This window comes from Amycolatopsis sp. NPDC045836, assembly GCF_056431745.1.
The window spans coordinates 132,213-154,632 of sequence record NZ_JBWKKF010000009.1 but is presented as its reverse complement, the minus strand read 5'-3'; the positions used below and the strand labels follow the sequence as shown (position 1 = coordinate 154,632).

Sequence of the window (22,420 nt, the reverse complement as noted above, 5' to 3'; positions counted from 1 at the left end):
TTCAGCCCAGTTGCACCGACCGCTTCGCCAGCCCGTACCAGAACCCGTCGATCACCGTCTTCGGCGGTTCACCACCGGCGCCGAGCGCGACGAACAGCGGGGCGAAGTGCTCGATCCGCGGGTGCGCGAGGCCGGGGGCCGGTGCCTTGCGGGTGAAGTCGAGGATGGCGTCCACGTCGTTCTTCGCTAGTGCTTCCGCGCCCCAGTGGTCGAATTCGGCCGACCACCGGGGCGGCGCGTGGTCGGCGTCGCAGTGCATGTTCATGCCGCTCAGGTTGTGCGTGAAGAAGCCGCTGCCGATGATCAGCACGCCTTCGTCACGCAGCGGCGCGAGGCGGCGGCCCAGGTCGAACAGCTGCTCCGGGTCGAGCGAGGGCATGGAGATCTGCAGCACCGGGACGTCGGCGTCGGGGAACATCTCCACCAGCGGGACGTAGGCGCCGTGGTCGAGGCCGCGTGCCGGGTCCTCGTGCACCGGCGTCTCACCGGACCGCAGCAGCTTCCGCACCCGCTCGGCCAGCGCCGGAGCGCCGGGGGCGGGATATTCCACCTGGTAGTACCGCTCGGGGAAACCCCAGAAGTCGTAGATCAGCGGCACGGTGGTGGTCGCGCCGATGGTCAGCGGGGCTTCCTCCCAGTGCGCCGAGACGATCAGGATCGCCGACGGCCGGTCCAGTGCGGCCGACCAGCCGGCGAGCTGCCGGGTCCAGGTGGCGTCGTCGGCGAGCGGCGGGGCTCCGTGGCTGAGGTAGAGCACTGGCGCGGCGGTCATGGCGGTCTCCCCGAGAGGTATGGTTGAAAATTCAACTATACGCCTCCTCCGGCGTCAACGGCCCGGTTCTACGCTGAACCCGTTCAACAGGCGGGAGGGTGCATGTCGGCGACGCGGCTGCTGGTGCTCGGCGCGGTCCGCGGTTTCGGCCGGGCCCACGGGTACCTGGTCCGGACCGAACTGCTCACCTGGGGCGCCGACGAGTGGGCCAACGTCAAATGGGGCTCGCTCTACCACGCGCTGCGCCAGCTGGCGAAGGACGGACTGCTGCGGGCGATCGAGGTGCCGGACGCAGGCGACCGCGTCGACTACGAGATCACCGAGGCCGGTGACGCCGAGTTCTTCCGGCTGCTGCGCGACGCGGTGAGCCGCCCCGAACCCCGCCAGGACCTGCTGACCGCCGGCTTGGCGCTGCTGCCGGCGTTGTCCAGGGCCGAGGCGATCGAGCTGCTGGAAAAACGGCTGCACGCCCTGGAAGTCGGCCGCGCCGACATCATCGAGCAGACCAGCGCCTGGGCCGATCCGGGGCACGTGCAGGAGCTGTTCGACCTGTGGGTGCACAACGCCACCAGCGGGGTCGACTGGACCCGCGGGCTGATCGAGCGGTTGAAGGCGGGCGCGCACACGATGGCCGGTGAGGACCCCGCCGGGTTCGGGGTGCCGGGCACCTGGACTCCGACCCAGGGTTGAGCTACCGCGGTCCGATGTGGACCGCGGCCGGATGCCGGAGGGTTCCCGGCATGAGAACTCTGCTGCCCGGTGCCCTTTCCCTGCTGCTGGCACCGCTGTTGCTGCTGGCCGGCGTGCTGCTGCGCCTGCCGCACGACCTGTTCTTCCCGGCCCAGCTCGCCGCGTACGGGCGGGAACCGTCGCTGATCTTCGCCGCCTACAGCTGCTTCCTGCTCGGCACGGTGCTGCTGTGGCCGGGGATCGTGCTGCTGGCCCGCCGGATCGGCGGCGGGTTCGGGTTGTGGGGCGGTGTCCTGGTCGTCTTCGGCCTGTTCGCCCGCACCTTCCACGCCGGGGTGGACCACCTCGCCTTCCAGCTGGTGCGGGTGCTCGGGGTGGAGCCCGCGACCCGCGTCGTGGCCGATTCGTACGGGGCTTACCACGTGCTGCGGGTGTTCACCGTGCCGATCCTCGTCGGCTGGGTGGTGCTGGCGATCGGAGCTTGGCGGTCCCGGGCGCTCGGCCGGACCGGTGCGGTGGCGCTCGGGTTGGTGACCGCGATGCCGGTCGGCGTGCTGAAGGGCACCGAATGGCTTTCGGTGGTCGCGGCGACCGGCTTGTGCGTGGCCCTGGTGCCGCTGGGCGTGCGTGTCCTGCGGGAGTGCCCGTGGCCGGCTCCGGCGGTCGCGCTGCGCTGGGGCCTGCTCGGCACGGCGACCGTCACGGCGATGTACTTCCTCGGCCAGGCAGGCTGAAACCCACCCGGGTGCGTGCTGGGTTCTGGGAGGCTGGCGGCGTGGACTACTCCGTCCGATACCTCGACGAGGGCGGCGGCCAGCCGGTGGTCGTCCTGCCCGGTGGGATGAACGAACCCGCCGACTGGGCCGGGGTCGCCGTTCGGCTGGTGCGGCGCTTCCGGGTCGTCCGGCTGCACCGCCGCCAGTACCGGATCGACGTGGCCTTCGACCGGCCGGTCACCATGGCCGACGAGGTCGCGGACGTGCTCGACGTGGTCCGGCGGCTCGACCGGCCGGTGCTCGTCGTCGGACACTCCTCTGGCGCGGTGCTCGCGATGGAGTCCGTGGTCGCCGAGCCGGAGCGGTTCGCCGGGGTGCTGCTGTACGAACCACCGTCGGTGCTCGGCGAGCCGCTCGGCGGGGAGGCCCTGGTCCGGGCCAGGGCCGCGCTGACCGCGGGACGGGCGGGCAAGGCGCTCGCCATCTTCCTGCGCGACGTGGTGCGCGTGCCGTCGTGGCTGGCGTCCACGGCCGGGCTCGCCTCGGTGTTCGTGCGCCGGTTCCGCCGGATGGTGCCCCGCCAACTCGACGACGTGGCGGCGATCGACGAACTCGGCGTGCGGCTGGACGCCTACGCCGGGATCACCGCCCCCACCGTGTTCCTGCTCGGTGAGCGCAGCCCGGAACACCTGCACCGGCGCACCGAAGCCGTGGTGCGGGCCCTGCCGGGCGCACCCCGCGTGGTCGTGCTGCCCGGCCAGGGCCACGACGCCCACCGCCGGGCCCCGGCCGAGGTGGCCGCGGCCATCGAGCGGCTGGCGGGCGAACTCCCCGGCGGCTAGCTCTGCGCGAGGTCGGCGAAGCGGCTGTAGTGCAGCTGGTGGGCGACCACCACGGTGCTGGTCGGCCCGGCGCGGTGCTTGGCCAGGATCAGGTCGGCCTCACCGGCACGCGGGTCGTCGCGTTCCCAGGCGTCGGGGCGGTTGATCAGCAGCACGATGTCCGCGTCCTGCTCCAGCGAACCCGATTCACGCAGGTCCGAGAGCATCGGGCGCTTGTCGGTGCGTTGCTCGGGACCACGGTTCAGCTGGCTGATCGCCACCAGCGGCACCTCGATCTCCTTCGCCAGCAGCTTCAGCTGCCGCGAGAACTCCGAGACCTCCTGCTGCCGCGACTCCACGCGCTTGCCCGAGCTCATCAGCTGCATGTAGTCCAGCACCACGAGCTTGAGGTCGTTGCGCTGCTTGAGCCGCCGGGCCTTGGCGCGGATCTCCATCATGGTCATGTTCGGCGAGTCGTCGATGAACAGCGGGGCCTCGCTGATCTCGCTCATCCGCCGCGCCAGCCTGGTCCAGTCGTCGTCGGACATGCGGCCACCACGCATGTCGGCCAGCCGGATCTTGGCCTCGGCCGAGAGCATGCGCATGACGATCTCGGTCCGGCTCATCTCCAGCGAGAAGATGACGCTGCTCATGCCGTGCTTGATCGAGCAGGAGCGGGCGAAGTCCAGCCCCAGCGTCGACTTCCCGACACCGGGGCGGGCCGCGACGATGATCATCTGGCCCGGGTGCAGGCCGTTGGTCACCTCGTCGAGGTCGGCGAAGCCGGTCGGGATGCCCTGCGCCGAACCACCGCGCGAGGCGATCGCGTCGATCTCGTCCATCGTCGGCTGGAGCAGTTCCTCCAGCGCCACGTAGTCCTCGCTGGTCCGCCGCTCGGTCACCTCGTAGATGGCCGCCTGCGCGCGGTCGACCACCTCGTCGATGTTGCCGCCGGCGTTGTCCTGGTTGGCGCCGTAGCCGTACTGCACGATCCGGGTGCCCGCTTCGACCAGGCGCCGCAGCACCGCCTTCTCGGCGACGATCTCCGCGTAGTACCCGGCGTTCGCCGCGGTCGGCACGGTGGCGATCAGCGTGTGCAGGTACGGCGCGCCGCCCACCCGGCCGAGTTCACCCCGGCGCTCCAGCTCGGCCGAGACGGTGATCGGGTCGGCGGGCTCACCGCGGCCGTAGAGGTCGAGGATGCACTCGTAGACCGCTTGGTGCGCGGGCCGGTAGAAGTCGTTCGGCCGCAGCGCCTCCACCACGTCGGCGATGGCGTCCTTGGACAGCAGCATGCCGCCGAGCACCGACTGCTCGGCCGCCACGTCCTGCGGCGGCTGCCGATCGAACTCGGCCGAGCGGCCACCACCGGGATCCGGTGGACCGGGGTCGTCGGGCTCGTAACCGGAGCCGCGATCATCGGTCATGGCCACCTCGGCAGCCACCTCCTCAGTCGAACGTCTGTTCGATTGTACGTCAGGTTTCCCCGCACGCTAGAGCGCTCGGACGGCGGTCGCCAAATCGCCCCGTGGACAACCTGTGGACAACTTGGGGATGGGTGGCGTCAACCAATCACAGGTGACCGCCTGCCTGTGGATACCTTGGGGGCAACTGTGGAGCCCCCCGGGAAAAGGGCAGGTCAAAGCGCCTGTGCACAGTGTGGAAAAACTCGTTCGGCGTGTCGCGGTAAACCGGTCGTTCGGCGTGTCGCGCACCGGGGCCAGTCCAGCTGTGGACAACCCCTGTGGACAACTCATTGCGCTATGTGGGTGAACGCAGATCAGCCCTCGACGGGTCAGCCCAGTCGCCCCAGGGCGGCCCGCAACCGGCCGGCCAGTTCCTGCGGGGTGGCCGGGGTGAAGGCGATCGCGGGTTCACCCGCGCCCGGCACCTCTTCGGTCAGCCAGCGCCCCTCGATGGTGTCGATGTAGTTGACCGGGCGATCGATCCGCTGCCTGCGGCCCGCCCGGTTGCGTGCCGCCACGTACAGGCTGCCGCCGCCGAGCCGGCGCAGGTTCAGCACCCGCCGCAGCTCCTCGGCTTCGACCGCACCCGCGCTCGGCCGCGCGTCGCGCATCACCGAGAAGCCGTCGTCCGCCGGACCGGGGCCGCGGCGGCTGCCGGTGGCCTCGCTCTTCGGCACCACCAGGCGGTTGCCCTTGCCCGGCGCGAGGTTCGGGATCTGCGCGAGGAACTCGTTGAGCAGTTCCTCCGGCCGCACCGAAGCCAGCACCACGCCCTCGGCCTCGGGATTGCGCGCCAGCACGAACGCCTCACCACCCGCCGAACCGGCGAGCAGGGTGTACTTGAGCGGCTTGCCCTCGAACCCGCCGTCGATCCAGGCGTAGTACTCCACCTGCGGCCGGGCGACCGCCTCGACCACGGCGATGAACCCGGGATCGATACCGCGCCGCCCCGCCAGGCCGTAGCGCGCCAGCTCGGCGTTGGTCCGCTCGTCCTCCGCGCGCTGCGCTTCCTCGCTGAGCCAGGTCGGCGTGCTGGAGAGCACCGTGTGCGGCTCGCCGTCCCGGCGGCGGATCAGGTTGAGCAGGGTGCCCGTGGTCAGCGTGACCTGCTTCTCCAGCAACTTCGCCATCCCCTAGTCGTCGACGCGCCCGGCCCGCGCGGAGGCGGACCGGGCGAAAAAGCGAATTCGGATATTACTCGCCGATCACCGGCGGCGCGGTCAGTTCGTCGGTGCCGAACACCTCGTTGGGGTCGTCGCCGAGCAGGTAGCGCGACTGCCGCTCCTCGTCCTCGGCGCCCTGGCCACGGCCACCGCCCGCACCCATGCCGCCCATGCCCATGCCACCCATGCCCGCACCGCGGCCCGCCGCGGCACCGGCGGCCGCCGCGCCGCCCATCGCGCCACCCATGCCCCGGCCCGCACCGGCACCCGCGCCCGGACCGGCCCCGGACTGGCCACCGGCACCGATCCCGCTGCCCGCACCCGCACCACCGGAGCCGATGCCGCCGACCCCGATGTTGCCGCCGCTGCCGGGACCGAACCCGCCGGACCCACCGGGCCCGAAGCCCTCGGCTCCCGGGATGTCCCCGCCGCTGCCGGGACCGAAGCCACCGGAACCGCCCGGGCCGAACCCGCCCGCGGACGGGATCTTGCCCGGCGTGTACCCGGCGGCACCGGTGCCGTTGTCCCAGGAAGGCGGCTGGTAACCCGGGCTGCCCGGACCACCGGGGTACCCGGGCGAACCGGGGAGCGGGATGTTGCCGCCCGGGGGATAGCCCCCGCCGGGCGTGCCGCCACCGGGCAGGTTCGGCATCGGGATGTTGCCGGGCTGGTAACCGCCGCCGGGCGTGCTGCCGCCACCGGGCAGCTTCGCCCCCGGGATGTCACCCGGCGTGTACCCGCCCTTGTCGTTGCCCTTGCCCTTGTCGTCGGCGCCGATGCCGTCCTTGTCCTTGCCGTCGCCGTTCTCACCGCTGCCGTCGCCGTTCACGTCGACGGCCTGCACCTGGCCGGAGATGGCGTTGTAGGTCGGCATGCCCTGGCCGTTGTCACCGCTGGACTTGAAGTAGGCGTTGAACGCGTCGACGTTCGCCTGGCCCTTGGTGTTGTACTCCTCGATCGCGCGGTCGGTGTCGGTCTCCCACGGCGTGATGTCGTTGAGGAACCCGCTGTCCGGCGGCTCCTTCGGCACCTCCTGCACCTTCGAGTGCACCGTGGTGAACGCGTTGTACTGCTCGCCGAGGTACTTGTCGCTGTCGTTGAGCTTGTCCTTCGAGTCCTGCATCCACACCTTCAGCGGGTGGCCGCCGGACTTCGCCGCCTCGCCCGAGGTACCGGTCCACGCCGCGTCCATCTCGGCGGTGAGCTGGTCGATGGTGGAGATGCGGCTCTCGTAGTTGCCCTTGAGCCGCCCGGCCGCGGCCTGGCCGTCGGCCAGCGACTGCGGGCCCTCACCCGTGGTGATCTGCTGCCAGATCTGGTAGCAGTCGATCTTGCGGTCACCCTCGCCGGCGGTGTAGCTGCCGGACTCGTCCTGGGTGGCCGCACCGTACGCGGCCGCTCCGGCCACGATCGGGACCAGGAACAAAACCATGGCTCAACCGCCCTTCACGGTGTCGATCATCGCTCCGGCGACCTTCTCGACCACCGGGCAGGGCTGCGACTCGTCCGGTCCACCGGACAGTTTCACGCTGACCCTGGCCGCGAACTGGTCGTTCAACCCGACGTAGATGGAACAGTCCCCGTTGCTCCGCGCATCGGTCAGCGCCGCGTAGACCGCCGGGTAACCGGCGACCTCGAGCGGCTCGAAGTAGGCGTAGTCGTCCTTCTGGGCGTAGATGTCGCTCAGACCGTTCGGGTTCTTGGTCTGCGCGGCGATGTCCACGCGGCTGGTGTCCGCTTCGGTGAAGTTCCAGTTGCAGGTGGGGCCGGTCGCGGCCTCGCGCGGGGTGGCGTCGGTGAGCCCCAGCTCGGAAACCTTCGCCGAGGAGAGTGTGGCGCAGACGTCTCCGGTGAACTTCTCGGTGTCGACCGGGTCGGACACCTGGGGTGCCGAGCCGGTGGAGCCGCCGGGTTCCGGGGTGCCGGGCGGGTCGGGGGCTTCGGCGGGCGGCTGGCCGCCGGGCACGGTGGCGGTCGGGATGTTCCCGGCGCTGCCGCCCTTGTCCCCGCAGCCCGCGAGCAGAGCGCCCGCCGCGAGGGCGGCGGCGGTGAGGCCGAGGAAGCGCTGCGTTGCCATCAGCTCTGCTCACCCGTCTTCTGCAGGGCGGCCTGCGTGTCCGCCTCTTTGTTGGTCATGCTCTTCTTCGCCGATTCGAGCGCTTCGATGTAGTTCTCCACGTACTCGCGCATCTTGTCGTTCTGGGCGATGAAAGCCTTGACCGACGGGGTGGCGAGCTTGGCGAAGTCGCCGCTGGCGAACTCCTTGCCCGGTGCCCTGACGTCCGCCATCAGCGCGGCGTCCTCGGCATCGGTCATCAGGTCGTCCAGCAGGTCCTTCCACTTCTTGATGACCGCGTCGATCTGGTCACCCTGGAAGGTGAACCCCCCACCGGCGCCCCCCGGCGCGGACATGCTGACTGGGCCAGTCATTCCGGTTCGTCCCCTTTCGACAACCCCGAGTACCCCACAGTGCGTTCCGGTCGTCAACCACTCGGACGCACCGACGCCGGAAGCCGTTCCCCCAGGTATACGCCAAAAGGGCCGCGCTCCTGGCGGAGGGCGGCCCCTTTGGCGAACACGCTGTTACTTGGCGACGACCTCGAGGCGGAGGTCGGCCTTCACGTCGGGGTGCAGCCGGGCGGTGACCTGGTGCTTGCCGACGGTCTTGATGTGCTCGCGCAGCTCGATGACGCGCTTGTCCAGCAGCGGGCCACCGGCCGACTTGACCGCGGCCACGATGTCGCCGGTGGTCACCGAGCCGAACAGCTTCTTCGAACCCTCGGCCGCCTTGGCGGACAGCTGGATGTGCCCGAGGTTCTCCAGCTCGGTCCGCACCTCCTTGGCGTGGTCGAGGTCGCGGATCCGGCGGGACTCCTGGGCCCGGCGGATGGTCCGCACGTTCTTCTCCGCGCCCTTGGTGGCGGGAATGGCGTACCCGCGCGGCAGCAGGTAGTTGCGCGCGTAGCCGTCCTTGACCTCGACGAGGTCGCCGGGACCGCCGAGGTTCGCCACGTCAGTGGTGAGAATGATCTTCGCCATGAGTGTGAACCTCCTTAGCGGGCGGTCGAGGTGTAGGGCAGCAGCGCCATCTCGCGCGAGTTCTTGACCGCGATGGCGACGTCACGCTGGTGCTGGCTGCAGTTGCCGGTGACCCGGCGGGCCCGGATCTTGCCGCGGTCGGAGATGTACTTGCGCAGCAGGTTGGTGTCCTTGTAGTCGATCGCCTCGGGGCGACCCTTCTTCTCGGCCTTGCAGAAAACGCAGACCTTCTTCTTCGGCTTGCGAATGGGTGGCTTCGCCACTGTCGACTCCTGGAATAGCTGTGAAGTGATTGATCAGAAGGGGGGTTCGTCGTTGAAGCCGCCACCGCCGCCACCGGCGGGCGGAGCCGAACCCCACGGGTCGTCGGCCGGGGCGCTCCCGCCGCCCTGGCCACCGCCGAAGCCACCGCCGCCGCCGCTGCCGCGGCTGACCTTGTTCACCTTGGCGGTGGCGTAGCGCAGCGAGGGGCCGATCTCGTCGACCTCGAGCTCCACGACCGTGCGCTTCTCGCCCTCTTTGGTCTCGAAGGACCGCTGCTTGAGCCTGCCCTGCACGACCACGCGGGCACCGCGGGTCAGCGATTCGGCGACGTTCTCCGCCGCCTGGCGCCAGATGTTGCAGCGCAGGAACAGGGCCTCGCCGTCCTTCCACTCGCCGCTCTGGCGGTCGAAGGTGCGCGGGGTGGACGCGACGGTGAAGTTCGCGACGGCCGCGCCGGACGGGGTGAACCGCAGCTCCGGGTCGGAGGTCAGGTTGCCGACCACCGTGATGACGGTGTCTCCAGCCATGGGTTCGTACCCCTCCGTCAGACCTTGACGGCCGGCTTGGCGGCGCGCTTGACCTCGCGGCGCATGACCTTGGTCCGCAGCACCGTCTCCTGCAGCGACAGCTGGCGGTCCAGCTCCTTGACCGCTTCCGGCGTGGAGTTCAGGTCGAGCACGGCGTAGATGCCCTCGGCGTGCTTGTTGATCTCGAACGAGAGCCGGCGGCGACCCCAGACGTCGACCTTCTCGACGGCTCCGCCCGAAGTGCGGATCACGTTGAGGAACGTGTCCAGCGTCGGGGCGACGGTCCGCTCGTCGAGGGTGGGATCCAGGATGACCATTACCTCGTAATGGCGTGACACAACCACTCACCTCCTGTGGGCTCACGGCCATGGAACTTCCATGGCAGGAGGGTTTGTCAGGAGAAAGGGTACCGGCAGAGCAGCGCGGCGCTCCGTTGAGGGTGGTGGTGGGAGGCGGGAGGGACCAGCTGTCCCCTACGACGCTTTTCGCAGCACCCAGGTCCGGACCAGCGCGGCGGTCACCCCGGCGAGCGCGACCACGGCCAGCAGCATCGGCAGCTGCACGCCGTTCTCACCCTGCCCGGGAGCGGCCAGCGAGTCGGCGTTGCCCGCGTTCTGCACCTCGGGGGCCTGGGTGGCGTTCGGGTCCGCGCCGAGGATGCCGAACTCGGGTGAGGTCGGGCCGGGGGCGGCGGAGCCGTACCGCGCGCCGGGGGGCAGCGCGACACCCGGCGTGGCGGCCGGGATGTTGCTGTAGTCCGGCGGCGGCGCGATCGTGCTGCCGGTGCCGAGCGGCAGGGTGCCCGGGGTCTGGCCCTGGTTGCCGCCGGTGCCGGGCTGGGGGCCGGGGGAGCCGCCGGGCTGCGTGACCGGCTGCTCGGTGACCGGCTCGCGGTGGTCACTGGCGTAGGCGGTCAGCCCGCAGTTGCCCGCGACCTTCTTCTCCACGTTGGCCAGCGTCTTCTTGCGGTCGATGCCGAGGCCCCACGACCCGGTCTCCTCCAGCGCCTTCGCCACCGCCTTGCCGATCACCGAGCCGGAGACCTGCGTGCTGGCGCCCTGGCCGACCTGGCCGACCGGGATCGAGGACACCTTCGCGATGTCGTTGGCGGCCCAGTCGCCGACGGCGAGCGTGCCCGCCTCCTGCGCCCCGGCCTTGACCAGGCCCTTGACCGAGGCACCGGAGATGGCCACGGTGTCGCCGGTCACCCCGGTGACCCCGGCGGTGCAGCTGTTGGCCTGCAGCGTGGTCGCCGCGGCGGTGCCGGTGGACAGGGCCAGCCCGCCGGTGGTGAGCGCGGCGATGGCGGTGGCCGTCAGTACCGAGCGGAAGGTTTTGGTCATCCGGTGCTGCACGAGCGCTGTCCTCCGGTTCGGGATCGGGAGATCACACAAGATAACGAGTCGCGCACGCGAAAGATACTCGATGGGGCAATTCCCGGTTACCGGACGGGGTGGATTACGCCGCCGCTTTGCGGAGCACCCAGGTGCGCACCAGCGCGGCCGACACCCCGGACAACGCGAGCACCGCGATCAACACCGGCAATCCCGTGCCCGCACCGGATCCGCCGCTGTCGGCGGCCAGCGCCTCGGCGCCGCCGGCGTTCTGCACGCCGTCCGGTGACGACGGTCGCCCGTCCGCGCCGAGAATGCCGAATTCCGGGGCGTAACCCGGGATTTGCCCGCCGTAGCGCACGCCGGGTGACGGGGCGTAAATGCCGGGGCTGGCCATCGGAATGGTGCTGTAGTCGCGCATCGGCGCGAATCCGGTGGAGAAGTTCGTCGGCAGGCTGGAGAACGCGGGCACGCCACCGCCGAGCACTTCGCTGTTCGCCTGCGGGATCGGCGCGACGCCGCCTCCGCCGGGGCCGGTCTGCGGGGCGCCGCCGGTGCCGGGGCTGCTGCCCGGTGGGGTCTGCGGGTGGCCGGGCTGGGCTTCGGGGGCCTGCCTGCCGCCGTTCAGCACGCCGACCGTGCCGCTGTGCACGCCGTCGACCACGCCCTTCGTCGCGTCCGCCAGCGGGGCGCCGACGCCGGGCACCGGGGCCACCACGGTGTCGATCACCTGCACGGTGACCTTGCACAGACCGCCGAGCAGGCCGTCGACCACGCCGGTGAGCACCTTGGTGGCTTCGCCGACCACACCGAGGTTGAGCGGGACGCCCAGCAGCGGGGTGGTGGCGAGAATGGTGTCCCCCGGTTTGGCGGTGACCGAACTGCCGCACGGGACCTTCTTGGTGTCGGCCGCCGACGCAGCCGACACCGTGGCCGGAGTGGCTATCGCCGCGGAACCCGCCAGGAGCAGGGTCGCCGCTCCCACGGCCGCCGTTCTCTGGATCTGCCTGCGCATGCCAGCCCTCTCACCCTGTTCATGCCCTGCTCACCGGAACAACGACGGTAACCGGGTCGGGTGACGCGCGCTCGACGAGAAGCCCGCGCGTACGGGTGGATTCGGCGGTTACGGAGAGTCAGACGGCGCGGCGGCGGAGCCAGGTCCTGGCCAGCAGCGCGGCCACCACGACCACGGAGAGCACCGCGATCAGCAGCGGCACCCGCTGCGGCGGGGTGGCCCCCGGCAGGGCTTCGGCGGTGCCGGAGTTCTCGGCGAGCACCTGCGGCGGGAGCGGCATGCCGAGTTCCGGCGCGGCGGGCGGACTGATGCCCGGCGGGATTACCGGGCCGATCATCGCGGCCGGGCCGATCAGCGCCTCGCCGAGCGGCAGGAAGCTGGAGTCGACGCCGCTGCTGGCGTCTCCGCCGACGCTGCTCTCACCATCACCACCACCGCCCGGATTGGTCTGGATCGGGCCTTCCGGGGCCTCTTCGGCCGGTGGCTGCTCCTCGTCCGGCGGGGTAGGACCGGGCTGCGGCGGCGGCTGGGGTTCGTCCTCGTCCGGCGGGGTGCCCGGTTCGGTGTCGTCGGCGCCGAGCAGGCTCTGGGTGGCCGCGCCGACCGTGTTGACCGCGGCCTGGCCGGTGTCGCAGATGATCCCCGCGGTGTTCACCACCAGCGCGTTCGTGCTGACGCCCAGTGCGTTGAGCGCCTCCTTCACCGGCAGCGACAGCAACGGCTTCGGCTTGCCGTTGCCGCCGGGGGAACCGGCGCCGAGGCCGAGGTCGAGCAGGCCCGGTGCGTTCGCGACGGCACCGAGGTCCAGGGTGAGCGGCTTGCCGTTCTTGCCCTTGAGCGTGGCGTCGCACTGGCCGACGACCACCGGGTCGACGCCGGCGGCCGCGGTCGCCGTGCCGGGCAGGGCCAGCGCGGCGGACACCGCCACCAGGAAGCCGGCCGCGCCGATCCGCTTCGCGTTCCTGCTCATGGGCCGCCTCCCCGGTTGACACACCGCGACCAAGGTAGCCCATCAACGTGACCGGCGGTGCTTCGAGTGGACGATTTTCCGCCTGTAGCGTGCTCGGCATGCAGATCGGTGCCCATGTTCGTGACGACGACCCGTTGCCCGCGGCCAGAGAGCGTGGTGCCGAGGTCGTGCAGTTCTTCCTCTCGGACCCGCAGGGCTGGAAGGCGCCGAAGCGCCACCCCAGCGCCGACGCGCTCCTGGCGGACGAGATCGAGGTCTTCATCCACTCGCCGTACCTGATCAACGTGGCTTCGCTGAACAACCGCATCCGCATCCCGTCCCGCAAGGGCGTGGCGCAGCACGCGGCCGGTTCCGCCGAGGTCGGCGCGAAGGGCCTGGTCGTGCACGGCGGCCACGTGCGCAAGGGCGAGGACCCCGCCGAAGGGCTGGCCAACTGGCGCAAGCTGTTCGAGCGGCAGGCCGAGAGCGGCGGGTTCCCGGTACCGATCCTGATCGAGAACACCGCGGGCGGCGACGGCGCGATGACCAAGGACCTGGAGATGATCGCCCGCCTCTGGGACCAGGTCGGCGAGTTCGGCGCGGGCTTCTGCCTGGACACCTGCCACGCCTACGCCGCGGGCTGGGACCTCGACGGCGTGGTGGACCGGGTCAAGGCCATCACCGGCCGGATCGACCTGGTGCACCTGAACAACTCGCGCGACGAGTTCGGCTCCACCCGCGACCGGCACGCCAGCGTGGTCGGCGGCGAGGGCACGATCGATCCGGCGGTGCTGGCCGAGGTGGCGCGCACGGCCGGGGCGCCGGTGGTGGTGGAGACGCCCGGCGACGGCCAGGCCGCCGACATCGCCTACCTGCGGGAGGCCGTGGCCCGGTGACGACGAAGCTCAGCCGGGCCGCGCTCGCCGTGCTCGTGGTGCTCTGCGGCGTGACCACGGTGCTGGGCTTCGCCAACAAGAACCGGTGCACCGGCCCCGAATTCGACGTCTGGGGGCGCAGCGGTCCCGACTACACCCAGCGCAGCTACGCCGACGTCTGCTACTCCGACATCCAGCACCTGTGGATCGGCCGCGACATCGACCGGCACGTGTTCCCCTACGTCCACGGCGCACTCGAGAACGGGCAGCTGGTCGGCGGTTCGGTCGAATACCCGGTGCTCACCGGTGTGCTGATCTGGGCGGGGGCGCTGTTCGCCGACACCGACGCCGGGTTCCTGCTCGCGTCGGCGGTGCTGCTGGCGCCGTTCGGCCTGCTCACCGCCTGGCTGCTGGGGCGGATGGCCGGCCGGCGCGCCCTGTGGTGGGCGATCGGGCCGCCGCTGGTGCTCTACGCCTTCCACAACTGGGACCTGCCGGTGGTGCTCACCGCGGTCGCCGCCTTCTTCGTCACCCTGCTCGGCAAGCGCCCGCTGCCGCAGCGCGCCGCGGTCGCCGCCGTGCTGCTCGGGCTCGGGTTCGCGTTGAAGGTGTACCCGGCGATCTTCGTGGTGCCGCTGGCGTTGTACGTGCTGACGAACGGTGAGCGGGAGGACGGCCGGTACGACCTGCGCGGGGCGTTGCGGGTGGTCGCCGTCGCCGCGGGCACCGGGATCGCGGCGAACCTGCCGTTCGCGCTCGCCGGGTTCGACGGCTGGTGGGCCTCCTTCCAGTTCCAGGGCGATCGCAAGGTCGACGTGTCGACCAACTCCATCTGGTTCTGGGCGTTCCGGCCGCGGTCCGATCCGGGCAACTCCGGCTTCCAGGATGCGATGAACCTGGTTTCGCCGACGTTGATGCTGGTCTCGTTCGCGGTCGCGTGCGTGCTGGGCTGGCAGCGGTACCGGCGTGAGGGCGTCTACCCGCTGCTGCCGGTTTCGGCCGCCATGCTGTGCGGGTTCCTGCTGCTGCACAAGGTCCACTCACCGCAGTACACGCTGTGGTTGCTGCCGATGTTCGTGCTGCTGCGGATCCGGTGGAGCTGGATCGCCGCGTACCTGGTCGCCGACCTGGCCATGGGCATCGGCATCTTCCGGTGGTTCGCCGCGCTGCAGGCGGGGGCCGGCGGCGGCATCTACGACGGTTTCGCGGCGCAGGCGGTGGCGATCGGCGTGTGGGGCCGGGCCGCCCTGCTGCTCGCCCTGTTCTTCGTCTTCCTGCGGGCCACACCGGTGGTGCGGTCGCCCGAAGCGGTCACCGGCCCGGCGCGCTCCCGGCTGGTGACCTGCGGCTGAACACGCCACCCCGGTAGACCACCACGTCCCTGGCGCGGTCGAGCACCCCGCCGCTGGGGTCGTCGTCGCCGACGGCACGCACCGGGTCCCGGTCCGGTCGCCGGATGTCGCGGACGACCAGCACGCACAACGCCACCACGGCGAGGTCCCGCACCACCACCGCGCCGAGGAACCAGCCTTCGGGCAGGCCGCGGTGGTCCTCGCCGAGGTAGAAGAACATGCGCGGGGCCCAGACCAGCGCGTCGAGCACCATCCAGCCGAGCAGCAGCCGCCACCGCGGCACCGCCAGCACGGCCAGCGGCACCAGCCACAGCGAGTACTGCGGGCTCCACACCTTGTTCGTCAGCAGGAACGCGGCGACCACCAGGAAACCCAGCTGCGCGAACCGCGGCCGGATCGCCGAGTTCAGCCCGAGGTGGGCGATGCCCGCGCAGCAGGCGAGGAACAACACCGCGGTCACCGTGTTCAGCCAGACCGGGCTCTCCCCCGGCAGCAGCACCCCGTCGAACCCGCGCCAGCCGGTGAAGTGGGCGATGACGTTGTACAGCGAATCCGGGTCCATGCCGCGTTCGCCGTTGAGCCGGAAGAACTCGCGCCAGCCGACCGGGTAGGCCAGCGCGATCGGCAGGTTCACCGCCAGCCAGGCACCGGCCGCGGCCAGCGCGGTGGTGGTCCACGCCCGCACCTTCCCGGCTCTGACGCAGAGCACGAGCAACGGCCCGAGCAGGAACAACGGGTACAGCTTGACCGCCGCGCCCAGCCCGATCAGCAGGCCGGCGAGCAGGGGCCGCCGCCGGGACCAGGCCAGCACCCCGGTGGCGGCGAAGGCGGTGGCGAGCGTGTCGAAGTTGGTGAAGGCGTGCACCAGCACCAGCGGGGACAAGGCGACGAGCACCGCGTCCCACGGTCGCCGCCGCGCGGTCCTCGCCACCGCCCAGACCGTGGTCAGCCAGGCGAGCGCCAGCCACAGCGCGGTGATGTTGAAGTACACGGCCACCGGGATGGCGCCGGGCAGGAAACCGCCGTCGGCCCCGGCCAGCCAGGCGTCGGTCAGCTTCGCGTTGACCCACTGGAACAACCCGGACAGCACCGGGTACTCCATGTACCGGACCTGCTCCTCGGAGGTGTTCTCGTTCTCCACCCAGCTGGTCTTGTACGGGAAGGTCGCCGGGTCGTCCAGCCGTTCCGCGCTGTAGAGCGGGACCACGTCGGAGTAGCACATCGCCACGTACGGCCGGCCCGAGCGCCAGTCGAGTTCCTGGCTGCCGTCCTCACCGGGGTACTGCTGGATGCAGGCGGCCTTGCCGAACCAGCTCAGCGTGAGCCCCACCACGGCGAGCAGCAGCGCCACCCGCAGCGGGGACCAGAACCAGTGCCTGCCCAGCGCGGCGTGCTCGCCGATCGGTCCGCCGAACGGCCGGGTCGCACCGGCCGCCAGCGGACTGCTGTGGCTGGGCAGCACTCTGTGCGCCGGGTCCAAGGAGACCGCATCGGACACGGTGGTCTGCTCGGGCTCGGTGGGCACGGCGGGATGGTATCCGCGCCGCGCGTGACACGCCGGTGAACCGGGTCACCCGGCCGGTCCGGCGTAGAACCGGGCCAGCACCTCGGCTGCCGCACCCGCCGCGACCAGGCGTTCGTCGTCTTCGGCGAGCACCAGGTCGAGCTTCTGCCACCCCGGCAGCGGCAGGGAGGCGCTCAGCTGGGCCTCGACCTGGGCCCGGTACAGCTCGGGCCGCGACCGCACCGAGAGCACGATGCGGTCGAGGTCGAGCAGTTGCACCAGGTCGACCAGGCCGACGCCGAGCAGGCGCGCCGCCTCGCCGGGGTCGCCGCGCCGGACGGCGGCGTTGTGCAGCACCTCGATGCAGCCGCGGCGCCCGCACGGGCACCGCGGGCCGTCGTGCGCGATGGTGGTGTGCCCGAACTCGCCGGCGTTGGTGCGCGGACCGCGGTGGAGCCTGCCGTCGAGCAGCAATCCGGCCCCGATGCCGGTGCCGACCAGCACCACGGCGACCGCGCGGGCCGGGGTGGTGGCGTGCCAGGCGTGCCCGGCGGCGGCCGCGTTGGTGTCCTTGTCCACCAGCACCGGCAGGCCGGTGGCCTCGGCGAGCAGGTCGCGCAGCGGTACCTCGTGCCAGCCGGGCAGGTTGGTCGCCTCGCGCAGCACGCCGGTGGTGTGGTCGAGCGGCCCGAGCGCGCCGACGCCGAGGCCGAGCGGGGTGCCGTCCCGCAGTTCGTCCACACAGGACCGGATCGCCGCGACGGCGTCGTCCGGGGTGAACCCGGCGGGCAGGTCGCGGGTCCGTTCGGCGACCACCGCGCCGAGCAGGTCGGTGCGCACCACGCGGAGTTCGTCCCGGTCGAGCTGGGCGCCGAGCGCGTGCCGCGCGTCGGCCCGGATGCGCAGGCGGGTGCGTGGCTTGCCCACCCCGCGTGACGGTTCGCGTTCCTCGTCGAGGATGCCCGCTTCGAGCAGGGCGGGCACGATCTTGGACACCGCCTGCTGGGTCAGCCCGCTGCGCTCGGCGAGTTCGACCCGGCTGAGCCCGCCCGCCCGCCGGATCTCGCCGAGCAGCAGCGCCTGGTTGTGCTCGCGCAGGCCCCGCAGGTTCACCCCGGTCTCGGTCTCCACCTGCCGATCCTCGCATGTGTTGCTGTTAATCAACAGCGTTGTTTTAATGGGTGCATGGCTGATCTGCGAGTGGGAATCCTCGGTTACGGCACCGGCGGGCGGGTGTTCCACGCGCCGCTGGTGGCCGCCACCCCCGGGCTGGGCGTCGCGGCGATCGTCACCGGCAACCCCGCGCGCGCCGAGCAGGCCGCCGCCGACCACCCCGGCGCCGAGGTCCTGGGGGACGCCGACGAGCTGTACCGCCGTGAGCTGGACCTGGTCGTGGTGAGCACGCCGAACCGGACCCACGTGCCGCTCGCGCTGCAGGCCATCGAGCACGGGGTGCCGGTGGTGGTGGACAAGCCGTTCGCGCCCACGTCGGCCGAGGCGCAGCGGGTGATCGACGCGGCGGCCGCGTCGGGCGTCGGGCTCACCGTGTTCCAGAACCGCCGCTGGGACTCGGACTTCCGGACCGTGCGCAAGGTGCTCGACTCCGGTGAGCTGGGCGAGGTGTTCCGGTTCGAGTCGCGTTACGACCGCTGGGTGCCGAAGCTGCGTGACAGCTGGCGCGAGTTCGCCGACCCCGGCGAGGCGGGCGGGCTGCTCTACGACCTCGGTGCGCACATCATCGACCAGGCGCTCCAGCTGTTCGGGCCGGTCACCGAGGTGTACGCCGAACTGGACAAGCGGCGCGAGGGCAGCGCCGTGCACGACGACGTCTTCGTCGCGCTGACGCACGCGAACGGGGTCCGCTCGCACCTGTGGACCTCCGCGCTCGCGGCCACGCTGAACCCGCGGTTCCGGGTGCTCGGCAACCGCGCCACGTTCACGAAGTACGGCCTGGACGTGCAGGAGCCGCAGGTCAAGGCGGGGGTGAAGCCGGGGGAGCCGGGCTGGGGCGTGGAGCCGGAGAGCGATCGGGGCGTGCTCGGCACCGGTGACGACACCCGTCGCGTGCCGACCGAGACCGGGCGGTACGAGCAGTTCTACGTCGAGGTCGCCGCCGCGGTGCGCGGGGAAGGCGCGTTCCCGGTCGACCCGGCGTCGGCGGTGGAGGCGTTGAAGGTGATCGAAGCGGCCGGGGTGTCCGGGGCGGAACGGCGCGTGGTGCAGACCCCACTGGCGAAGGGGTAGCACGCGGTAGGGATTCGGGCGCCGGGATCACCGACAGTGAAGCCATGCTGTCGGAAGATCTGGCGTTGCTGCACGCCACCGTCATCGACGCCACCGGCGCCCGCCCGCGCCCGGACGCGACGGTGGTGGTGCGGGGCGGGCGGATCGCGGCGGTCGGGCGGTTCGGGGAGGTGCACGTGCCGCGCGGGGTGCGGAAGCTCGACGTGACCGGGAAGTTCATCGTGCCGGGGCTGTGCGACGTGCGGGTGCACGGGCCGGGCGACCCGGCGCGGGACGCGCTGCTGCTGGCGAACGGGGTCACCCGGGTGCTCACGCTGCCGCCGGCGCGGGTGGTGCTGGACCCCGCGGAGCTGGCGGGCGCGGCCGCCCCGCACGTGCCGACGCTGGTGCGGCACTCCGTGCTGGACCGCCCCTCGCTGATCGCGGCGGACGACTACCGGCTCAAGTACGTCGCGCCCGAGGTGCGTGACGGGTGGCGGCGCGCGCTGGCGGGCCTGCGGCGGAAACCGGACCGGCGGTCGCTGTTCGACCACCGGCTGCGGCTGACCGGGGCGCTGCACCGCGCGGGCGTGCCGATCCTGGCGGGCACCGACACCGGTGCGCCGTGGATCTTCCCGGGGTTCAGCCTGCACGACGAACTGGCCCACCTGGTCGAGGCCGGGTGCACCCCGATGCAGGCCCTGCAAGCCGCGACCAGGGAACCGGCGCGGCAGCTGGGCCTGACCGCCCACGGCACCGTCACCCGCGGGAAGGTCGCCGACCTGCTCATCCTCGACGCCAACCCCCTCGCCGACATCCGGAACACCCGCAAGATCCACTCCCTCCTCCGCCACGGCACCCACCTGCCGCCCACCAGCCGAGCCCACCTCCTCACCACCCCCACCGCAACCGCCGGCTGACCGCGGCGCCGCCGCTTCGGCGCTCGCCGCGGCTCACGCTCGCGGGCTCGTGGTGGACCGCACGAAAATGGGGCCTTGCTCGTAGCGCACGAGCAAGGCCCCACTCAACAGCAACTCAGTTGTCGTCCGGATCTCGGCCGTGGATGGGGTCGCCGTTGCCGTGGCCCGGGTTCGGCAGGCCCGGGATGTGCGGGCCCCGCGAGTCGCTCGGCTCACCGGACGGGTCGCCGTCGTTGGGCTCGGACGGCGGGTTCGACTCGCTCGGCGGCGCCGAGGAAGGCGTCTGGCTCGGCGGCTGCGACTTCGGCGCCTGCGACGGCGGCGCCGTCTGCACCGTCCGGCCGATCAGCTTGACGTCGGAGAACTTCTCCTTCGGCTTCCCCTTCAGGTAGCCGTCCATGAACTTCTTCCACATCTCGCCCGGCAGGTCCTTGCCGTAGATCTTCTTCTTGTTCGACATCCGGATGACCTTGTCGGCCTCGGTGCCGACCCAGGCGCTGGTCGAGATGATCGGCGAGTAGCCGACCATCCACGCCTGCGAGTTCTCGTTGCCGAGGCTGTCCGGCTCACCCTGCTTCGGCGTGTACTGGTGCGTACCGGTCTTCCCGGCGCAGTCGTACCCGCCACCGCACGCCAGCTTCGAGTACGGCAGCACCGGGACCAGCGACTTCGTCACGTTCCCGGCGATCTGCTTGCTCTTCTCCGGATCGTCCGGCGCGAACGCCGCCTTCTCCTCGATCTCGGCCTCGTAGACCACCTCGTCGCGCGAGTTCAGCACCTTCGTCACGAAGTGGTAGTCGCGCTGGATGCCGTCGGCGGCGAAGGTCGCGTAGGCCGCCGCCATCTCGGCCGGCGTCACCTCGGCACCCCGGCCACCACCGATGGACAGGTTGTTGTCGGCGTCCGCCAGCGGCGCCTTCACCCCGGCCTGGTGCGCGGCGTCGACGACCTCCTCGACCCCGGTCTGCCGGGCGACGAAGTCGTAGAACACGGTGTTCACCGACTTCTCCATGGCCTCCGCGACCGAGCACTGCGCACTGCAGTCCACGCCCTCGGAGTTGCGCACCGTGGCACCCTGGATCTTCCGCGGCGACGTGCCGTCGTAGACCTCACCGAGCCCCTTGTTCGTCTTGAGCAGGGCGACCAGGTCGAACGGCTTGAACGACGAGCCCGGCGGACGGGCCGTGTTCGCCCAGTCGCGCTGGTCCTCCTTGACGTTCGGCCCGCCGTAGTAGGCGACCACCCCGCCGGTCTTCGGGTCGACCGCGACCAGCGCTTCCCGCAGCTCCGCCGGCTGGCCGTCCATCACCTCGGTGACCGTCTTGATGGCCAGTTCCTGCGCCTTCGGGTCGATCGTGGTGTAGATCTTGTACCCGCCGGACTGGATCTTGTCCTCGGTGATGCCCTTGGACTCCAGCTCGTCCACGATCCGGTTCTTCACCAGCAGGTTCGGCCCGCTGATCGACTGCTTGCGCACCTCGTCCAGCGGCCGCATCTCCGGGAAGGTGGCCTGCGCGCGCTCGGCGGGCGTCATCCACTGGTTCTCCACGATGCGGTCCATCGCCACCCGCCAGCGCTCCTCGGCCACCGCGCGGTTCTCCGAGCGGCCCGGCTGCTGGATCAGGCCGGCCAGCAGGGCGGCCTCGGAGGTGGTCATGTCCTTGGCGGACTTGCCGAAGAACGACTGCGCCGCGGTCTCGATGCCGTACGCCCCGCGCCCGAAGTAGATCGTGTTCAGGTACGCGGTGATGATCTCGTCCTTGTTGTACTGCTTGTTCATCTTGAAGGACTTGACCAGCTCGGTGGCCTTCCGGGTGAGGGTGCCCTCTTCGTTCTCCGTGGCCTTCTTCACGTACTGCTGGCTGATCGTGGATCCACCACCGACCCCGCCGGTGGCCTGGTTGTAGACCGCGCGCAGGATGCCGGTGATGTCGAACCCGGAGTTGGTCTCGAAGGTGGAGTCCTCGGTGGCGTAGATCGCCCGGCGCACGTGCTGCGGGATGTCCTCCGGCTGCAGCATCACCCGGTTGCCGCCCTGCGGGATGTCCTTGCCCATCTCCGACTCGTCGGCGAACAGGTAGGTGACCACCTTGTCCTGCTTGGCCGCCACCTCCGCCGGGGTCGGCACGTCGACGGTGAAGTAGAGCACCGTGAACACCCCGGCCGGGACCACCACGAACAGGCCGACCAGTACGTAGAGCGCCCGGCGCACGCGCTTCCAGCGGCGCCGCTTGCGCTGCGCCGGGGTGAGCACCTTCTTGCCGTCGCCGGGCTCGTCGTCGTCCGCGCCGAACTCGTTGAACGCCGCCTGGTGCTCGTCCGACGGCCAGCTGTCCCGGCGGTCGTAGTCGTTGTCGGGGAAGCCGGTGCCGTTGTGCTCGTGGTGCGTGATCAGTTCGGGCTCGCGCTCCGGCGTCGGCGGCACGAAGCTGGTCGGCTGCTCCTGGCGCGGGGGCTGCCGTCGCGGGGGCAACGGCGGCTGACCGGGTGGCGGCGGGCGGTACCCGCCGCCGTGCTGCTGGCGCGGGGGCGGCGGCTGCCGGTCCTCCTGCGGCCAGCCCTGCTGACCGGCGGGCGGGCCACCACCCTGACCGCCACGCGGGCGCCCGCGGCCGGGCTGCTCACCACCGGGCCACTGCGGTTCGTCACCGGCGGGCCACTCGTGGCTGCCGCGCTGCGGCTGGCGGGGGCCACCGCGGTTGTCGCCACCGGGCCACTGTGGCGCATCCCACTGCCCTGGTTCCTCTTCCGGCCACGATCGGCCGTACTGATCGTTCACGAAAAGCCCTC

Annotated in this window: 23 protein-coding genes; 7 read left to right on the top strand and 16 right to left on the bottom strand. The window is 71.4% G+C overall.

Annotated elements, in window-relative coordinates:
• Position 1 precedes the first annotated feature (1 nt).
• Positions 2 to 772, bottom strand: coding sequence for a dioxygenase family protein (locus tag AC07EG_RS19410; protein ID WP_478254506.1), 771 nt, complete (start codon positions 770 to 772; stop codon positions 2 to 4).
• A gap of 102 nt (positions 773 to 874) precedes the next feature.
• On the opposite strand from AC07EG_RS19410, the gene AC07EG_RS19405 reads away from it, so the two are divergent.
• Genes AC07EG_RS19405 through AC07EG_RS19395 form a run of 3 tightly spaced genes read left to right on the top strand, consistent with a single transcriptional unit; the run spans position 875 to position 3,020 of the window.
• The gene (locus AC07EG_RS19405) at positions 875 to 1,462 is read left to right on the top strand and encodes a PadR family transcriptional regulator (RefSeq protein ID WP_478254505.1); all 588 of its coding nucleotides are present in this window, start codon (positions 875 to 877) and stop codon (positions 1,460 to 1,462) included.
• Positions 1,463 to 1,512: 50 nt separating this feature from the next.
• Positions 1,513 to 2,196, top strand: coding sequence for a hypothetical protein (locus AC07EG_RS19400; RefSeq protein ID WP_478254504.1), 684 nt, complete (start codon positions 1,513 to 1,515; stop codon positions 2,194 to 2,196).
• A gap of 41 nt (positions 2,197 to 2,237) precedes the next feature.
• On the top strand, positions 2,238 to 3,020 hold the full coding sequence (locus AC07EG_RS19395) for an alpha/beta fold hydrolase (RefSeq protein ID WP_478254503.1): 783 nt from the start codon (positions 2,238 to 2,240) through the stop codon (positions 3,018 to 3,020).
• Here AC07EG_RS19395 and dnaB read toward each other — a convergent pair.
• From dnaB to AC07EG_RS19335, 12 genes are all read right to left on the bottom strand, one after another.
• Positions 3,017 to 4,432, bottom strand: a complete 1,416-nt coding sequence (gene dnaB, locus AC07EG_RS19390; RefSeq protein ID WP_478254682.1) for a replicative DNA helicase — start codon at positions 4,430 to 4,432, stop codon at positions 3,017 to 3,019. The genes AC07EG_RS19395 and dnaB overlap by 4 nt on opposite strands.
• Before the next feature lie 362 nt (positions 4,433 to 4,794).
• Complete coding sequence (locus AC07EG_RS19385) at positions 4,795 to 5,586, bottom strand: ESX secretion-associated protein EspG (protein WP_478254681.1); 792 nt, start codon at positions 5,584 to 5,586, stop codon at positions 4,795 to 4,797.
• Positions 5,587 to 5,659: 73 nt separating this feature from the next.
• Complete coding sequence (locus tag AC07EG_RS19380; protein WP_478254502.1) at positions 5,660 to 7,060, bottom strand: hypothetical protein; 1,401 nt, start codon at positions 7,058 to 7,060, stop codon at positions 5,660 to 5,662.
• Between the two features lie 3 nt (positions 7,061 to 7,063).
• Positions 7,064 to 7,705: a DUF3558 domain-containing protein gene (locus tag AC07EG_RS19375; protein ID WP_478254501.1), complete on the bottom strand. Its 642-nt coding sequence runs from the start codon at positions 7,703 to 7,705 to the stop codon at positions 7,064 to 7,066.
• On the bottom strand, positions 7,705 to 8,058 hold the full coding sequence (locus AC07EG_RS19370) for a hypothetical protein (protein ID WP_478254500.1): 354 nt from the start codon (positions 8,056 to 8,058) through the stop codon (positions 7,705 to 7,707). The genes AC07EG_RS19375 and AC07EG_RS19370 overlap by 1 nt, the downstream gene beginning before the upstream one ends.
• A 153-nt stretch (positions 8,059 to 8,211) precedes the next feature.
• A complete protein-coding gene (rplI, locus tag AC07EG_RS19365) occupies positions 8,212 to 8,667 on the bottom strand; it encodes a 50S ribosomal protein L9 (protein WP_478254499.1) in 456 nt (151 codons plus the stop codon).
• 14 nt (positions 8,668 to 8,681) lie between these two features.
• Entirely contained in the window at positions 8,682 to 8,930 is a 249-nt protein-coding gene (gene rpsR, locus AC07EG_RS19360; RefSeq protein WP_113695352.1) for a 30S ribosomal protein S18, read from the bottom strand.
• A gap of 33 nt (positions 8,931 to 8,963) precedes the next feature.
• A complete protein-coding gene (locus AC07EG_RS19355; protein WP_478254498.1) occupies positions 8,964 to 9,458 on the bottom strand; it encodes a single-stranded DNA-binding protein in 495 nt (164 codons plus the stop codon).
• 17 nt (positions 9,459 to 9,475) lie between these two features.
• Positions 9,476 to 9,796, bottom strand: coding sequence for a 30S ribosomal protein S6 (rpsF, locus tag AC07EG_RS19350; protein WP_478254497.1), 321 nt, complete (start codon positions 9,794 to 9,796; stop codon positions 9,476 to 9,478).
• A gap of 135 nt (positions 9,797 to 9,931) precedes the next feature.
• Positions 9,932 to 10,801: a hypothetical protein gene (locus AC07EG_RS19345; protein ID WP_478254496.1), complete on the bottom strand. Its 870-nt coding sequence runs from the start codon at positions 10,799 to 10,801 to the stop codon at positions 9,932 to 9,934.
• Between the two features lie 115 nt (positions 10,802 to 10,916).
• Entirely contained in the window at positions 10,917 to 11,807 is an 891-nt protein-coding gene (locus AC07EG_RS19340) for a hypothetical protein (RefSeq protein ID WP_478254495.1), read from the bottom strand.
• A gap of 118 nt (positions 11,808 to 11,925) precedes the next feature.
• Positions 11,926 to 12,777 carry a hypothetical protein gene (locus tag AC07EG_RS19335; RefSeq protein WP_478254494.1) on the bottom strand — a complete coding sequence of 284 codons (852 nt, stop codon included), beginning with the start codon at positions 12,775 to 12,777 and terminating at the stop codon, positions 11,926 to 11,928.
• Between the two features lie 98 nt (positions 12,778 to 12,875).
• Between AC07EG_RS19335 and AC07EG_RS19330 the strand changes: the two genes are divergently transcribed.
• Together AC07EG_RS19330 and AC07EG_RS19325 are read left to right on the top strand one after the other, a co-directional pair.
• Positions 12,876 to 13,652: a deoxyribonuclease IV gene (locus AC07EG_RS19330; RefSeq protein WP_478254493.1), complete on the top strand. Its 777-nt coding sequence runs from the start codon at positions 12,876 to 12,878 to the stop codon at positions 13,650 to 13,652.
• Positions 13,649 to 14,983, top strand: a complete 1,335-nt coding sequence (locus tag AC07EG_RS19325; RefSeq protein WP_478254492.1) for a glycosyltransferase family 87 protein — start codon at positions 13,649 to 13,651, stop codon at positions 14,981 to 14,983. The genes AC07EG_RS19330 and AC07EG_RS19325 overlap by 4 nt, the downstream gene beginning before the upstream one ends.
• Here the strand turns inward: AC07EG_RS19325 and AC07EG_RS19320 are convergent.
• Together AC07EG_RS19320 and AC07EG_RS19315 are read right to left on the bottom strand one after the other, a co-directional pair.
• Entirely contained in the window at positions 14,943 to 16,508 is a 1,566-nt protein-coding gene (locus tag AC07EG_RS19320; RefSeq protein WP_478254491.1) for a glycosyltransferase family 87 protein, read from the bottom strand. The two genes, AC07EG_RS19325 and AC07EG_RS19320, sit on opposite strands and share 41 nt — an antisense overlap.
• Positions 16,509 to 16,553: 45 nt before the next feature.
• Complete coding sequence (locus tag AC07EG_RS19315; RefSeq protein WP_478254490.1) at positions 16,554 to 17,618, bottom strand: ROK family transcriptional regulator; 1,065 nt, start codon at positions 17,616 to 17,618, stop codon at positions 16,554 to 16,556.
• Between the two features lie 54 nt (positions 17,619 to 17,672).
• Here AC07EG_RS19315 and AC07EG_RS19310 point away from each other — a divergent pair, with 54 nt between their 5' ends.
• Both AC07EG_RS19310 and AC07EG_RS19305 read left to right on the top strand, forming a co-directional pair.
• Positions 17,673 to 18,731: a Gfo/Idh/MocA family oxidoreductase gene (locus AC07EG_RS19310; protein ID WP_478254489.1), complete on the top strand. Its 1,059-nt coding sequence runs from the start codon at positions 17,673 to 17,675 to the stop codon at positions 18,729 to 18,731.
• A 44-nt stretch (positions 18,732 to 18,775) separates the two neighbouring features.
• Entirely contained in the window at positions 18,776 to 19,630 is an 855-nt protein-coding gene (locus AC07EG_RS19305; protein WP_478254488.1) for an amidohydrolase family protein, read from the top strand.
• Between the two features lie 115 nt (positions 19,631 to 19,745).
• On the opposite strand, the gene AC07EG_RS19300 is transcribed toward AC07EG_RS19305, so the two are convergent.
• Positions 19,746 to 22,409 (bottom strand): transglycosylase domain-containing protein, encoded by a 2,664-nt coding sequence (locus AC07EG_RS19300; RefSeq protein ID WP_478254487.1) that lies wholly within the window; start codon positions 22,407 to 22,409, stop codon positions 19,746 to 19,748.
• Positions 22,410 to 22,420: the final 11 nt, after the last annotated feature.

Excerpts from the sequence above, each read along its gene's own strand:
- AC07EG_RS19330 (WP_478254493.1), top strand. The coding sequence starts at position 12,876 with ATGCAGATCGGTGCCCATGTTCGTGACGACGACCCGTTGCCCGCGGCC.
- AC07EG_RS19370 (WP_478254500.1), bottom strand. The coding sequence starts at position 8,058 with ATGACTGGCCCAGTCAGCATGTCCGCGCCGGGGGGCGCCGGTGGGGGG.
- AC07EG_RS19375 (WP_478254501.1), bottom strand. The coding sequence starts at position 7,705 with ATGGCAACGCAGCGCTTCCTCGGCCTCACCGCCGCCGCCCTCGCGGCG.
- AC07EG_RS19410 (WP_478254506.1), bottom strand. The coding sequence starts at position 772 with ATGACCGCCGCGCCAGTGCTCTACCTCAGCCACGGAGCCCCGCCGCTC.
- AC07EG_RS19355 (WP_478254498.1), bottom strand. The coding sequence starts at position 9,458 with ATGGCTGGAGACACCGTCATCACGGTGGTCGGCAACCTGACCTCCGAC.
- AC07EG_RS19400 (WP_478254504.1), top strand. The coding sequence starts at position 1,513 with ATGAGAACTCTGCTGCCCGGTGCCCTTTCCCTGCTGCTGGCACCGCTG.
- AC07EG_RS19380 (WP_478254502.1), bottom strand. The coding sequence starts at position 7,060 with ATGGTTTTGTTCCTGGTCCCGATCGTGGCCGGAGCGGCCGCGTACGGT.
- AC07EG_RS19310 (WP_478254489.1), top strand. The coding sequence starts at position 17,673 with ATGGCTGATCTGCGAGTGGGAATCCTCGGTTACGGCACCGGCGGGCGG.
- AC07EG_RS19340 (WP_478254495.1), bottom strand. The coding sequence starts at position 11,807 with ATGCGCAGGCAGATCCAGAGAACGGCGGCCGTGGGAGCGGCGACCCTG.
- AC07EG_RS19335 (WP_478254494.1), bottom strand. The coding sequence starts at position 12,777 with ATGAGCAGGAACGCGAAGCGGATCGGCGCGGCCGGCTTCCTGGTGGCG.
- AC07EG_RS19345 (WP_478254496.1), bottom strand. The coding sequence starts at position 10,801 with ATGACCAAAACCTTCCGCTCGGTACTGACGGCCACCGCCATCGCCGCG.
- AC07EG_RS19405 (WP_478254505.1), top strand. The coding sequence starts at position 875 with ATGTCGGCGACGCGGCTGCTGGTGCTCGGCGCGGTCCGCGGTTTCGGC.
- AC07EG_RS19305 (WP_478254488.1), top strand. The coding sequence starts at position 18,776 with ATGCTGTCGGAAGATCTGGCGTTGCTGCACGCCACCGTCATCGACGCC.
- rplI (WP_478254499.1), bottom strand. The coding sequence starts at position 8,667 with ATGGCGAAGATCATTCTCACCACTGACGTGGCGAACCTCGGCGGTCCC.